Source organism: Asticcacaulis biprosthecium C19 (assembly GCF_000204015.1).
Lineage (GTDB): Bacteria > Pseudomonadota > Alphaproteobacteria > Caulobacterales > Caulobacteraceae > Asticcacaulis > Asticcacaulis biprosthecius.
The window spans coordinates 138,399-152,109 of the sequence record NZ_GL883078.1; the positions used below are offsets into that span (position 1 = coordinate 138,399).

Genomic DNA, 13,711 nt, shown 5'->3' on the forward strand with positions numbered 1-13,711 from the left:
CGGCGGTATTGTCATGCATAATACCGGGGGGAGTTCCATGACCAAACTGAATCGCCGCGCCTTGTTTCGTCTCGGCGGTGCCGCCGCGGCGGTTAACCTCGCGACTCTGCCCGTCCGCGCCGAGGATACACCGACGACGCCGAAAACACCTTTGCCGCCGGTCGAAGCCTATGCGGCGCCTCCCTTCGTCGATGAGATCGCTCTGTCCCCCGACGGCAGCCGGGTGGCTTTGGTTACGCAGGGCGGTGATGACAAGGTCATCATGCATTTTACCGTCGACAACCCTCAACCCGGAATTCTGACCTTGGGGCCCGGCAAGATTCGCGGGCTGTTCTTCGGCGATAATCAGCACGTCATTCTTATCAATTCGGTGACCGCCGACCTGCCGGGCTTTTTTGGTAACCGTCACGAATTCAGTTCGGCGCGGTCCATCAATCTTGAGACCGGCGATTCGAGTGTTTTCTTCACGAAGGAAAATGGTTTTCACAGCATCGTGCTGGGGAGCTTGCAGCGCGTTCAGGTCGACGGCGAATACCATGTCACGGCGTCAAACTACCGCATGCTGGCGGGAGGGTCCATCTGTCTCTACCGTTTCCGAATGCGCGACGGAAAAAGCCAAATTCTAGCGGCTGCGCCTGCCACCACCGAGGATTGGCTGATTACGCCCGAAGGGCATCCGCTGATGCTCAGCCAGTATTCTCGCTCAAGCAAGCAATGGGAGTTGTATTACAACCGCGCACCAGCCGGAAAATCCACTCAGTTCAAGTCGATTTACACATCTGAGCCCGGCGTCGGTCTAAGTCTGCTTGGGCTTGGCCGCGATGGCCAATCGGCCATTATCGGCTTTGATGACGACGACGGGAAAGGTGAATACCGCGAAATTTCCCCGGACGGTATCTTGGGAGCTTCCTTGGACGAGAGCGCCGATGAGCTCGGCCGTTACCCCTTGTTCCACCCCGTTACCGGTCGTCTGACCGGATTTGCCCGTCATGACGACGCCATCACCTACGACTATTCCGACCCTCTGCTGAAGAAGATCGCAGAGGGGCTTTCACCGACCATCGGACCTGACTACCGCCTAGCCATTTCCGAATTCGCGGAGGATCCGCGCAAGGTTATCGTTTACGGGGAAAGTGCCTACGACGCAGGAACCTATTTTTTCGTCGACTTCAGCACCGGCAAGGTGGTGACGCTATCCGCCAATTATCCGAACCTTCCCGAAGAGTGGATAACTCAAAAGACAGCCGTCACCTATACGGCCCGGGACGGCTTGGATATCCATGCCTATCTGACCCTGCCGCCGTTCGCCAAGCCTGTGGATCTGCCGTTGGTCGTTATTCCACACGGCGGGCCCCAAGCCCGCGACTATATCGATTTCGACTGGCAGGCTCAGTGTCTGGCTTCCCGCGGCTACGCTGTAATCCAGCCGAATTTCCGCGGTTCCGCAGGCTATGGCGGCGACTTCATCACCAAGGGGCACGGCGAATGGGGTCGTAAGATGCAAACGGACCTGTCAGATAGTGTCACCAGTCTGGCCGCTCAGAGGATCGTCGATCCGCGGCGTGTAGCTATCCTGGGCGCATCCTATGGCGGCTACGCGGCTCTGGCCGGCTCGACGCTCGACCCCGGCGTCTACCGTTGCGCTATATCCATCGCCGGCATTTCCGATCTCAAATCCATGATCGGCTTCACAATCGACAACAGCGGCAGTGACCGCGCGCGCTCTGTCCTTTATTGGAAAAGGTTCATGGGCGATCCCAAAACCTATGACGATATCTCGCCCGCCCGTCAGGCAGCCAAGGCCGATTGCCCCGTCTTGCTAATTCATGGTAGCGACGATACGGTCGTCCCCATTGACCAGAGCCGCCGGATGGAAAAGGCTCTGAAAGCCGCCGGGAAAGCCGTCGAGTTCGTCACGTACAAGGGCCAAGACCACTGGGAAACCGTCGGGTCACACCGCATCGAGATGATGAAGACGGTCCTGGCGTTCCTGCAAAAGCACAATCCGTCGGACGACCTTGCCTGACACCCATCGGCGCAGCAATGTGGTGATATATCTTGGGGGGGGACCATGACGCCAAACCTGAACCGCCGCGCCTTGTTCCGCATCGGTGGCGCCGCAGCCGCGCTTAACCTGGCCACATTGAGCGCCCGTGCCGACGAAACGCCGAAGGTACCGGCGACGCCCATGCCACCCATCGAGGCCTTTGCCTTGCCGCCGGCGATTGACGAAATCGCGCTGTCGCCTGACGGCAAGCGCTGCGCCCTTGTGACCCAGAAGGGCGACGATAAGATCTTGATGCATTTCACAATCATCGACCCCAAAACCAAGACCATCAATATGGGGCCGACCAAGATCCGTGGCCTGTTCTTTGGGGACAATGAGCACGTGGTGCTGATCAATTCGGTGACCACCGCGCTACCCGAGTTCGCCGGCTGGAAACACGAGTTCTCCATCGCCCGATCGGTTCACCTGGATACGGCCGAGGTGGTCAACTTCTTCTCGCGGGAAGGGGGATTCTACGGCATCGTTCTGGGCGACGTCCAGCGCATCAAGGTCGATGGCGAATACCGCGTTACCGGCTCGAACTATCGCATGGCCCTGGGCTACAATCTGTGTCTGTTCAGTTTCAGCATGACCAAGCCCCGGGGCAAGCTGCTCCATGAAGGCAGCAACGACACCGAAGGCTGGGTCGTCGCCCCGGACGGGCGGCCGGTGGCCTATTCCGAGTACAGCGACGAACGCAAGACCTGGAAACTGTACTTCAACGTCGGCGAACCCGGAAAATCCCATCGCTTCAAGGAAATCTACAGCGTCAAGGAACCGCTCAACACGCCTGACCTGATCGGCCTGGGCCGCGACGGCCAATCGGTGGTGCTGTACCTTAACGCTGGCGAGAACGAGGGCGAATATCACGAAATCTCGCCTGACGGCACCCTGGGGCCGGCGCTGGACAGCGGCGGAGACGACCGCGGGCGCGGCGCTCTGTTCCATCCCAATACCGGACGCCTGGCCGGATTCTCGCACCATGACGACTGGTTCTCCTACGACTATTTCGACCCGTTGATGAAGAAGATCGCTGCCGGACTGGCGCCGACCATGGGTGACGATTATCGCGTCGCTATGCGCGGTTTCGCCGAGGACCCGCGCAAGCTGCTGATCTATGGCGAAAGCCCCTTCGATGCCGGCAGCTTTTTCTTTTGCCGACTTTTCGACCGGCCAGGTCGAACGTCTGGCGCTGAATTATCCCGACATTCCCGAGGAATGGATCACGCAAAAAGCGGGCGTCACGTACAAGGCCGGCGATGGGCTGGAGATTCACGGCTATCTGACCCTGCCGCCGTTTAAGGCGGCGAAGAACCTGCCGCTGGTGGTGCTGCCGCATGGCGGGCCGGAATCACGCGACAATATCGATTTCGACTGGCAAACCCAGTGCCTGGCGTCACGCGGCTATGCCGTCCTGCAACCCAATTTCCGAGGCTCCAGCGGCTATGGCGAGGTTTTCGTCGAAAAGGGTTTCGGTGAGTGGGGCCGCAAGCTGCAGACCGACCTGTCGGACGGTGTGCGCTGGCTAGCGGCCCAGGGTACAATCGACCCGAAACGCGTGGCGATTCTGGGCGCCTCCTATGGCGGCTATGCCGCCCTGGCCGGTGCGACCCTGGATCCGGACATCTACCGTTGTGCCGTCTCCATCGCCGGAGTATCCGACCTGAAGTCGATGACCGGCTTCGAGCTCGACAACAGCGCGGGCAAGCAGACCCGCCGGGTGCGCTACTGGAAACAGTTCATGGGCGATGCCAAGACCTTTGATGCCGTGCCCCCGGCACGGCAAGCGGACAAGGCCTATTGTCCCATTCTGTTGATCCACGGCACCGACGACACCATCGTTCCCATCGACCAGAGCAAACGGATGGAAAAAGCCTTGAAGGCCGCCGGGAAACCCGTGGAATTCATCACCTATAAGGGCCAGGACCACTGGGAAACCGTCGGTTCGCACCGTATCGGCATGATGACATCGGCTTTGGCGTTCCTTGAAAAGCACAATCCGGCCTGAGTGCGTTTCGATCCAGAAGATCGGCCCGGCACCCTCAGCTTTTGTTTTGAAGCGCATACCCAAAAGTGCGTCACCCTTTTGGGTATGCGCTCTAAGGCTCAAGCCCGACGACCCCATCGTTCTCGATATAGGCCGTCAGGGAGAAGCCCTGGGGAAAGGTCTCATTCTCCGGGTAGCGGACGTCGCGGATTCGCCAGCCGTCCGCCTGTTTGACAAAGTCATAGATGACCGCCGTGGCTGTGCCCATATTGGCGAAAAAGGCCGTTACGGTCTGCTCACCCGGTGTGTCCTTGTCGCTGGCGACAACATAAACGTATTCGATCCGGGCGTCCTGGCCGCTGACGAAGATGTCCCAGTCGATCAGCGGCATCTCACCGTCCGGCGAGTCCTGAACCGCCTTGTCGTACTGGGCTTCCAACTCCGCCGTGAACGGCATGAACGGCTCATCGCCGGAACCGGGCGATTGTTCCATCATGGGCCGGTAGTATCGGACAATCGTCGATGCCGGTTCCGGGTCCGAAGCCGGGGTCGCGATGAGGAGATGGACGAAACGGCGCAGGTCGAATCCCGGTCCGTTTTCGTCGTCGGGATAGCGGACATTGTCGATTCGCCAGCCGTCCGGCGTCGCGATAAAATCGAAATAGATCGTTGTTGCCTCGCCCAGATTGTCGAATTTCGCGGTGACCGTGCCGACATCACGCTTGAGCTTCAGCCGCGTGACGCCAAAGTCCTGGCCATTGACGAAAATGTCCCAATCCAGCGGCGGAAGGTTATTATCGGGCTCGGTCGACCCGACCGTGTACAGAACCGCCAGTTCAGTCGTCATCAGCCGCTGCGGCCGGACATCGGGATAGGGCGCCATCCCGACCGGCTTGTACAGGGCATAGAGATCACGAAGGATCTGCTCGGGCGAAGGGCCCGGCGTCTGCGCAAAAGCCGGCGCCGCCGGCATCGCGAGGACGGAGATAAGAAATGTGCGGCGCTGCATGACGGCCTCCCCTGGGTTACCTCAAGTCTAAGCTTTTCGCCGACAAGGCGCCATGCACAAACCCTGTAATGGAAGCTCCTCTATACTCAGACAAATGTAAGAATTTGTCTCGCCAATACGCTACAAATTAGCTTTGTCAAACAGACAATTCGATGTCATGACAAGGACATGAGAAAACCCGCCCCTCCCGAGTCGGCTGGCGAAGACAAGTCCTCCGACATCAAGACGCTGTCCCGCCGCCTCAAGATGAGCGCCGTGCGCCCCCACGACAGCGGTTCCGGCCAGAGCCACCTGATGTATCAGGGGCGGTTGCACGGAGCGCTGGCGCGCCAACTCGGCGTCGACATTCTGCGCGGCGTCTACAGGCAGGGCGAGATCCTTCCCAACGAAATCGATTCGTCGTCGTCTCTGGACATTTCGCGGTCGGCCTATCGCGAGGCGATCCGCATCCTGGCCGCCAAGGGCATGGTCGAAAGCCGCCCCAAGACCGGCACGCGGGTCACCGAGCGGGCGCGCTGGAATCTGCTGGATCCCGAAGTCCTGGGCTGGATGTTCGAGACCGAGCCCCCCCATGACTTCGTCAAGGCGCTGTTCGAGCTGCGCCTGATCACCGAGCCGGCAGCCGCGGAACTGGCAGCCCAGCGCCGCACCGATGAGCAGATCGAATCGATGCGGCATTCGCTCGACATCATGAAGCGCGAAACCTTGCAGACCGAGGCCGGCCGCCGCGCCGACCTGGAATTCCACCATGTCCTGATCCAGGCGACCGACAACGAGGCCCTGGCTTCGCTTAGTTCCTCGATCGGTGCGGCAGTGTCGTGGACGACGCGGTACAAGGCAAGGCACAACGCCCTGACCCGCGACCCGGTGCCCGACCACGAGCGTGTCTTCGAAGCCGTGGCCGCGGGCGATGGCCGGGCAGCGCGGTGGTGCATGGAATCGCTGATCCGCATGGCGCACGAAGACACCGAACGCGCTTTCCAGAACTGACCCTTCCGCAAAGGCAGGCGCGGAGCTTGCCTTGACGGCCCGGCACGGCGGTTATTTTGTGTGATTTATAGATTTCCTATTGTCTGACTTTATCGTCACGGCTATGACTCGTGCGATAAATGAGCGCCCGCCGCACGGCCGGGTGCATAACGGGTGTTGGAAACGGACTTTCACAGTCCCAAGCGTCTCAGGAGAGGCAAGCATGATGTCGATGGTAAAGAGATTGGGTTTGGCAGTGAGCCTGGGTGCGATCATGTGTCTGTCGGCGTGTGCCGACAAGGGCGCGGACGCCTCCAAGACTGCTGCCGCAGTAAGCGCGACGCGCGCCGACTGGGGCGCGCTGTCCGATGGCGCCAAGGTCGAGGCCGTCGAACTGAAGAATTCCAAGGGCGTCTCCGCCCGTATCATCACCTACGGCGCCACCCTGCAGAACCTGATCGTGCCTGACAAGGCCGGTCTCCCAGGGGATATCGTCATCGGCTATGACAACATTGAAGGCTACGAAAAGACCCCGAACTATACCGGCGTCACCGTCGGCCGCTACGCCAACCGCATTGCCAAGGGCAAGTTCACCATCGATGGCAAGGAATACACGCTCGCCATCAACAATACGCCAAACGCCCTGCACGGCGGCCTGAAGGGCTGGGACAAGCGCAATTGGACCATCACCGACGTCAAGAGCGGTGATACGGCGTCCGTGACCTTGCAATATGTCTCGCCCGACGGCGAGGAAGGCTATCCCGGCACGGTGACCGCTGAGGTCACCTATAGCCTGAACGAAAACAACGACCTGACCGTCAGCTACAAGGCCACGACCGATAAGCCGACCGTCGTCAACATGACCAACCACTCCCTGTTCAACCTGGGCGGCGTACCGGTCACCCGTTCGGCACTGGACGCCTATGTGAAGATCGAGTCCGACGCTATCCTGGCCGTCGACAAGACCCTGATCCCGACCGGCGAGCTCAAGGTTGCGGGTACCCCGTTCGACTTCAACACCCCGGGCCTGATCAGCGAGCGCGTCACCTCGACCCACCCGCAAATCGTCATCGGTAATGCTGGCATCGACCACAATTACATCATCCGCGGCGGACTGACGGCTGCCCCCAAGCCTGCCGTCACGATCGAAGACAAGACCTCGGGCCGCGCCATGACCATCGCCACGACCGAACCGGGCATCCAGATGTATACCGGCAACTTCCTGGACGGCACGATTGCCGGCAAGGGCGGCCAGAAACTGGTCAAGTACCAGGCCGTCGCCTTCGAAGCCCAGCGCTATCCCGACAGCCCCAACCAGGCTTCGTTCCCGACGACCCGCCTGGATCCGGGCCAGACCTACACCCAGACAACCGTCCATCACTTCTACACCGTCCAGTAAGCCTCCTATGTCCTTCGATAAGCCTGCCCAAAAAACGCTGCGCTCGCGCGCCTGGTTCGACAACCCGCACAATGCCGACATGACGGCGCTCTACCTGGAGCGTTACATGAACTTCGGCCTGTCGCTGGAGGAGCTGCAATCCGGCAAGCCGATTATCGGCATTGCCCAGACCGGCTCCGACCTGTCGCCCTGCAACCGGCACCACCTGGTGTTGGCCGACCGCATCCGGGCAGGCATTATCGAAGCGGGTGGTATCCCGCTGGAATTCCCCGTTCACCCGATCCAGGAAACCGGCAAGCGACCGACCGCCGGACTGGACCGCAACCTGGCCTATATCGGCCTGGTCGAGGTCCTCTACGGCTATCCGCTGGATGGCGTCGTTCTGACCATCGGCTGTGACAAGACCACGCCTGCCTGCCTGATGGCGGCCGCCACGGTCAATATCCCGGCCATCGCCCTCTCGGTTGGGCCCATGCTGAACGGCTGGTACAAGGGTCAGCGTACCGGCTCGGGCACCATCGTCTGGAAGGCCCGCGAACTGCTGGCCGCCGGCGAGATCGACTACCAGGGCTTTATCAAGCTGGTGGCGTCGTCGGCGCCGTCGACCGGCTACTGTAATACCATGGGCACGGCCACCACGATGAACTCGCTGGCCGAAGCCCTGGGGATGCAACTCCCCTACGCGGCCGCCATTCCGGCACCGCACCGCGACCGCCAGGAATGCGCCTGGCGGACGGGCAAGCGCATCGTCGACATGGTCCATGAGGACCTGAAGCCCTCGGACATTCTGACCAAAGACGCCTTCATCAACGCCATCCGCGTCAACTCGGCCATCGGCGGTTCGACCAATGCGCCGATCCACCTCAACGCCCTGGCCCGCCATATCGGCGTCGAGCTGAAGGTCGAGGACTGGCAGACCTATGGCGAGGAAGTGCCCCTGATCGTCAACCTGATGCCGGCCGGCGAATATCTCGGTGAAGACTATCACCATGCCGGCGGTGTCCCAGCCGTCGTGAAGCAACTGATGAACCAGGGCCTGATCTTTGAAGACGCCCTGACCGTCACCGGCACGTCGCTGGGCGACAACTGCCGTGACGCCGTCACTGAAGACGAGAACGTCATCCGCCCTTACGACAAGCCGCTGAAGGAACGCGCCGGTTTCCGCGTCCTGTCTGGCAACCTGTTTACCTCTGCCGTCATGAAGGTCAGCGTGATCTCGCCGGAATTCCGCGAACGCTACCTGGCCAATCCGGACGACCCGGAGGCCTTCGAAGGCCGCGCTATCGTGTTCGACGGCCCGGAGCACTATCACAACAGCATCGACGACGAATCGCTTGGGATCGACGAACACTGCATCCTGTTTATGCGCGGCGCCGGCCCGATCGGCTATCCGGGCGCGGCCGAGGTCGTCAACATGCGTCCGCCGTCCTACCTGATCAAAAAGGGCATTTCTTCTCTGGCCTGTATCGGAGACGGTCGCCAGTCAGGGACCTCGGGCTCGCCGTCGATCCTGAATGCGTCGCCGGAAGCGGCGGCCGGGGGCAACCTCGCCCTGCTGCAGATGGGCGATCGGGTCCGCGTGGACCTCAACACCAATACGGTCAATGTGCTGCTCTCCGACGCGGAACTGGCCGAGCGCCGCGCTGATCTTGAGGCCAAGGGCGGCTATCAGTATCCGAAGAGCCAGACGCCGTGGCAGGTCATGCAGCGCGCCGTCGTCGGCCAGATGGACACGGGCGCCACGTTGGAAGACTCGGTGCAGTTCCAGCGCATTGCCCAGACCATGGGCCTCCCGCGCGACAATCACTAGATACCGTTTGCAAACGCCTCAGGCTGAGGCGTTTGCAATACGGCATCTCCGAGGACCTAAAGTATCGCTGGCAGATCCAGCCCATGCTCGCGGGCGCAGTCCAGCGCGATGTCGTAGCCGGCATCAGCGTGGCGCATGACGCCCGTGGCCGGGTCGTTCCACAGCACCCGGCGCAAGCGGCGGTCGGCGTCTTCGCTGCCATCGCAGACGATGACCATGCCGGCGTGCTGCGAATAGCCCATCCCAACCCCGCCACCATGGTGCAGCGACACCCAGGTCGCACCCGACGCGGTGTTCAGCAACGCATTGAGCAGCGGCCAGTCGGAGACGGCGTCCGAGCTATCGCGCATGGCCTCGGTTTCGCGGTTGGGGGATGCCACCGAACCGGAATCGAGGTGGTCTCGTCCGATGACCACTGGCGCCTTCAGTTCACCGTTGCGCACCATCTCGTTAAACGCCAGGCCCAGGCGGTGGCGATCCCCAAGCCCCACCCAGCAGATCCGAGCCGGCAGCCCCTGGAACTTTATCTTTTCCCGCGCCATGTCGAGCCAGTTGTGCAGGTGGGCATTGTCCGGGAGCAGTGCCTTGACCTTGGCATCCGTGCGGTAGATGTCCTCAGGGTCGCCGGACAGGGCCACCCAGCGAAACGGACCAATGCCGCGGCAGAACAGCGGCCGGATGTAGGCCGGGACGAAGCCCGGGAAATCGAAGGCGTTGGTGACGCCTTCGTCCAGGGCGACCTGGCGGATATTGTTGCCATAATCGACCGTGGCGACACCGGCCTTGGCGAAGTCCAGCATGGCGCGGACATGGACGGCCATCGACGCCTTCGCCGCACGCGCCACGGCCTGCGGATCGCTTTCGCGCATGCTCAGCCATTGCTCTACCGTCCATTCGGCCGGCAGGTAACCGTTGACGGGATCGTGGGCCGAGGTCTGGTCGGTCAGCATGTCCGGGCGGACGCCACGCCGGTACAGTTCGGGCAGGATTTCGGCAGCATTCCCGAGCAAGCCAACCGACAGGGGCGTTTTTTGGGGCGTCTTCGCTTCGGTGATCCAGGCCAGAGCTTCGTCGATATCGGCTGTCGAACGGTCGAGATAGCCGGTGCGCAGACGCATCTCGATCCGCGACGCCTGGCATTCGATGGCCAGGCACGAAGCCCCGGCCATGACAGCGGCGAGCGGCTGCGCCCCGCCCATGCCACCCAGGCCGGCCGTGAGCAGCCAGCGGCCTTTCAGGTCGCCGCCGAAATGCTGACGGCCCATCTCGGCAAAGGTTTCATAGGTCCCCTGGACGATGCCCTGAGTGCCAATATAGATCCACGATCCGGCCGTCATCTGGCCGTACATCATCAGGCCCTTGCGATCCAGGTCGCTGAAATGCTCCCAGGTCGCCCAGCGTGGCACCAGATTGGAGTTGGCGATCAGGACGCGTGGCGCGTCGCGGTGAGTTTGGAAAACGCCAACCGGTTTGCCCGACTGGATCAGCAGTGTCTCGTCATCGTCGAGGCGGCGCAGGGTCTCGACAATCTTGTCATAGCTGTTCCAATCGCGCGCTGCCCGCCCAATGCCGCCATAGACGACAAGATCTTCCGGTCGTTCGGCGACGTCGGGATGCAGGTTGTTCATCAGCATGCGCAGCGGCGCTTCGGTCAGCCAGGACTTGGCGGTCAGTTCGGTGCCGGTGGCCGGCAGGATGCGGCGAACATTGTCGGTCGACATGGGGGCTCCTTACGGATTGACGTCGGGCAGGGCGATGCCGGCGGCCTGGGTAACGGCACCGGTACTTGCCAAAGCGATGGCCTTGGTCAGGTCGGGGTGGAAATGGCGGTCGTCATCAAGGGCCGGGACCCAGGCGCGGACCAGGGCACGTACCCGTTCCAGCGCTGCTGACGAGGTCAGAGGGGCGTGGAAGTCGCAGCCTTGGGCCGCTGCCAGGAGTTCAATCCCGAGCACGCCAAAGGCGTTGTCAGCCATGTCTTTCAGTCGGCGCGCACCGTGGGCCGCCATCGAGACATGGTCTTCCTGATTGGCCGAGGTCGGGATGGAATCTACGCTGGCGGGATAGGCTCTCTGCTTGTTTTCTGAGACCAAAGCGGCGGCGGTGACCTGGGGGATCATAAAGCCGGAATTCAGCCCAGGATGCGGCGTCAGAAAGGCTGGCAGGCGCGACAGGGCCGGGTCGACCAGCATGGCAACCCGGCGTTCGGCCAGGGAGCCGATCTCGCAAATAGCCAGGGCGATGATGTCGGCGGCAAAAGCCACCGGTTCGGCGTGGAAATTGCCGCCGGACAGGGCAACATCCGGGTCGGTGAAGATAAGTGGATTGTCGGAGACGCCATTGGCTTCGGTTTCGAGAGTGGCGGCCGCCTGGCGCAGGATATCGAGCGCCGCGCCCATGACCTGGGGCTGGCAGCGCAGGCAGTATGGATCCTGGACTCGCTCATCGCCTTTCAGATGCGAGGCGCGGATAGCCGATCCGACCATCAGTTCACCCAGGGTGTGGGCGGTATCGATCTGGCCACGATGACGGCGCACGGCGTGGATTCGCGGGTCGAATGGAGCGTCGGAACCTTTAGCCGCTTCGGTCGACAAGGCGCCGCACACCAGGGCGGTTTGCAACAAGCGTTCAGCTTCGAACAGGCCGGCCAGAGCATTGGCGGTCGAGAACTGGGTGCCGTTCAGCAGGGCCAGGCCTTCCTTGGGGCCCGGGACAAGCGGGCTCAGACCGGCCGTTTTGAGGGCGTCCGCGGCCGGCATGACGGTGCCGCCGGCGTCGATCTCCCCTACCCCCATCATAGCCGCCGCCATATGGGCCAGCGGCGCCAGGTCGCCGGAGGCGCCAACACTGCCCTGGCACGGGATCAATGGCATAAAGTCAAGGGTCAGCAGGGCTTCGAGCAGGGTCAGGGTGGCGATCTGCACGCCCGACACGCCCTGGGCCAGGCTGACCAGTTTCAGCGCCAGCATCAGCCGCACCACCGGCCGCGGCGATGGCGCTCCGACCCCGGCGGCGTGGGACAGGATGATATTCCGTTGCAGCCTTGCCAGGTCGTGGTCGTCGATTCGGGTCGAGGCCAGCTTGCCAAAGCCGGTATTGATGCCATAGACCGGTTCGCCCTGGGCCAGGATGCGCAGCACAGCGGCGGCGCTGGCCTCGACGGCGCCCAAACAGGCCGGATCGAGTTTGAAGGCAGCGCCGCGATAGATGTCGCGCCAGTGGTCCAGTGTGACCTGGCCGGCCGTCAGGGTGATCATGACACCGCTCCGTTGAAAACGCGTTGGTACAAGGGATTGAGGCCGACGCGGCAGACCAGTTGTTCCGGTGCGTCAACATCCCAGATGGCCAGGTCGCAGGCCTTACCGGGTTCGAGCGTACCGATTTCTGCGCCGAGGCCCAGGGCCGTCGCGGCATGACGGGTGACGCCCGCCAGGCATTCGCCGACCGTGAGACGAAACAGGGTCGCCCCCATATTCATGGTCAGCAACAACGAACTGAGCGGCGAGGTTCCAGGATTGTGGTCGGTGGCCAAGGCGATCGGTACACCGGCGCGGCGCAGGGCGTCGATCGGCGGGACTTTGGTTTCGCGAAGGGTATAGAAGGCGCCGGGGAGTAGCGTAGCGACCGTGCCGGCGGTGCGCATGGCGGCGATGCCGGCCTCGTCGAGATATTCGAGATGGTCGGCGGACACGGCGCAATGGCGGGCGGCCAGGGTGGCACCGTTCAGGTTCGACAACTGCTCGGCATGAAGCTTGACCTGCAGGCCATGGGCGCGAGCGGCTGTCAGGACGCGCTCGGTCTGGTCGGGCGTAAACCCAATGTTTTCGCAAAAGGCATCGACGGCTACGGCCAGACCTTCGGCGGCGACGGCCGGGATCATCACCTCGCAGACCTCGGTGATATAATCGTCCGGACATCCGGCATATTCCGGCGGCAGAGCATGGGCGCCCAGAAACGTGGTGACGATCCGTACTGGGCGATGCGTCGCCAGGGCATGGGCGGCGCGCAGCATCTTCAGTTCGTCAGCCAGGGTCAGGCCATAGCCCGACTTGATCTCGACGGTGGTCGTGCCTTCTGCCAGCAGGGTATCGAGCCGCGGCAGGGCCTGGGCGATCAGATCGGCCTCGCTGGCTGCGCGGGTCGCCTTGACCGTTGTGGCGATACCGCCGCCCGCACGGGCGATATCCTCGTAGGACGCGCCTTCCAGCCTCAGGCGGAATTCGTGGCAACGGTCGCCGGCATAGATAAGGTGAGTGTGGGGATCGATGAGGCCCGGCGTTACCAGCCGTCCAGCCAGGTCGTGCGTGGTGTCAGCATCAAAATCGTGCTCCGGACCGGCATAAACTATGCGGCCGTCACGGGCGGCAATCATGCCCTCGACGATCTCCACTCCGGAGGTCATGGTGATGAGGCGAGCCTTGGTCCACAGCGTATCGCAGCGCATCGGCCGTCCCCACAATTATGTCTAGACATAAAAGATAATGTATAGA

At 62.2% G+C, this 13,711-nt stretch carries 10 protein-coding genes; 6 read left to right on the forward strand and 4 right to left on the reverse strand.

The window, feature by feature from the left end:
• The first annotated feature begins 37 nt into the window (after positions 1-37).
• Genes ABI_RS11270 through ABI_RS26240 form a run of 3 tightly spaced genes read left to right on the forward strand, consistent with a single transcriptional unit; the run spans position 38 to position 4,055 of the window.
• Positions 38-2,026 carry an alpha/beta hydrolase family protein gene (locus ABI_RS11270; protein ID WP_006273100.1) on the forward strand — a complete coding sequence of 663 codons (1,989 nt, stop codon included), beginning with the start codon at positions 38-40 and terminating at the stop codon, positions 2,024-2,026.
• Positions 2,027-2,071: 45 nt separating this feature from the next.
• Complete coding sequence (locus ABI_RS26235; protein ID WP_006273101.1) at positions 2,072-3,349, forward strand: hypothetical protein; 1,278 nt, start codon at positions 2,072-2,074, stop codon at positions 3,347-3,349.
• Positions 3,336-4,055 (forward strand): alpha/beta hydrolase family protein, encoded by a 720-nt coding sequence (locus tag ABI_RS26240; protein ID WP_245531363.1) that lies wholly within the window; start codon positions 3,336-3,338, stop codon positions 4,053-4,055. The genes ABI_RS26235 and ABI_RS26240 overlap by 14 nt, the downstream gene beginning before the upstream one ends.
• Before the next feature lie 91 nt (positions 4,056-4,146).
• Here ABI_RS26240 and ABI_RS11280 read toward each other — a convergent pair whose 3' ends face one another.
• Positions 4,147-5,043 carry a DUF3828 domain-containing protein gene (locus tag ABI_RS11280; protein WP_006273103.1) on the reverse strand — a complete coding sequence of 299 codons (897 nt, stop codon included), beginning with the start codon at positions 5,041-5,043 and terminating at the stop codon, positions 4,147-4,149.
• Positions 5,044-5,211: 168 nt separating this feature from the next.
• Between ABI_RS11280 and ABI_RS11285 the strand changes: the two genes are divergently transcribed.
• From ABI_RS11285 to ABI_RS11295, 3 genes are all read left to right on the forward strand, one after another.
• Complete coding sequence (locus tag ABI_RS11285) at positions 5,212-6,033, forward strand: FadR/GntR family transcriptional regulator (RefSeq protein ID WP_085930193.1); 822 nt, start codon at positions 5,212-5,214, stop codon at positions 6,031-6,033.
• A 202-nt stretch (positions 6,034-6,235) separates the two neighbouring features.
• Complete coding sequence (locus ABI_RS11290) at positions 6,236-7,411, forward strand: aldose epimerase family protein (RefSeq protein ID WP_006273104.1); 1,176 nt, start codon at positions 6,236-6,238, stop codon at positions 7,409-7,411.
• Positions 7,412-7,418: 7 nt separating this feature from the next.
• Positions 7,419-9,221, forward strand: a complete 1,803-nt coding sequence (locus ABI_RS11295) for an IlvD/Edd family dehydratase (protein ID WP_006273105.1) — start codon at positions 7,419-7,421, stop codon at positions 9,219-9,221.
• A 56-nt stretch (positions 9,222-9,277) separates the two neighbouring features.
• Here ABI_RS11295 and hutU read toward each other — a convergent pair whose 3' ends face one another.
• The 3 genes from hutU to hutI are packed head-to-tail and all read right to left on the reverse strand — an operon-like array spanning position 9,278 to position 13,665.
• Positions 9,278-10,942, reverse strand: a complete 1,665-nt coding sequence (gene hutU, locus ABI_RS11300; protein WP_006273106.1) for a urocanate hydratase — start codon at positions 10,940-10,942, stop codon at positions 9,278-9,280.
• Positions 10,943-10,951: 9 nt separating this feature from the next.
• Complete coding sequence (gene hutH / locus ABI_RS11305; RefSeq protein ID WP_006273107.1) at positions 10,952-12,478, reverse strand: histidine ammonia-lyase; 1,527 nt, start codon at positions 12,476-12,478, stop codon at positions 10,952-10,954.
• Positions 12,475-13,665, reverse strand: a complete 1,191-nt coding sequence (gene hutI, locus ABI_RS11310; RefSeq protein WP_006273108.1) for an imidazolonepropionase — start codon at positions 13,663-13,665, stop codon at positions 12,475-12,477. Before hutI ends, hutH begins: the two co-directional genes overlap by 4 nt.
• Positions 13,666-13,711: the final 46 nt, after the last annotated feature.

What these genes read in the sequence shown, in the direction of transcription:
- ABI_RS11270 (WP_006273100.1), top strand. Translation starts at nt 38, where the DNA reads ATGACCAAACTGAATCGCCGCGCCTTGTTTCGTCTCGGCGGTGCCGCC.
- ABI_RS26235 (WP_006273101.1), top strand. Translation starts at nt 2,072, where the DNA reads ATGACGCCAAACCTGAACCGCCGCGCCTTGTTCCGCATCGGTGGCGCC.
- ABI_RS11280 (WP_006273103.1), bottom strand. Translation starts at nt 5,043, where the DNA reads ATGCAGCGCCGCACATTTCTTATCTCCGTCCTCGCGATGCCGGCGGCG.
- ABI_RS11285 (WP_085930193.1), top strand. Translation starts at nt 5,212, where the DNA reads ATGAGAAAACCCGCCCCTCCCGAGTCGGCTGGCGAAGACAAGTCCTCC.
- ABI_RS11290 (WP_006273104.1), top strand. Translation starts at nt 6,236, where the DNA reads ATGATGTCGATGGTAAAGAGATTGGGTTTGGCAGTGAGCCTGGGTGCG.
- ABI_RS11295 (WP_006273105.1), top strand. Translation starts at nt 7,419, where the DNA reads ATGTCCTTCGATAAGCCTGCCCAAAAAACGCTGCGCTCGCGCGCCTGG.
- hutU (WP_006273106.1), bottom strand. Translation starts at nt 10,942, where the DNA reads ATGTCGACCGACAATGTTCGCCGCATCCTGCCGGCCACCGGCACCGAA.
- hutH (WP_006273107.1), bottom strand. Translation starts at nt 12,478, where the DNA reads ATGATCACCCTGACGGCCGGCCAGGTCACACTGGACCACTGGCGCGAC.
- hutI (WP_006273108.1), bottom strand. Translation starts at nt 13,665, where the DNA reads ATGCGCTGCGATACGCTGTGGACCAAGGCTCGCCTCATCACCATGACC.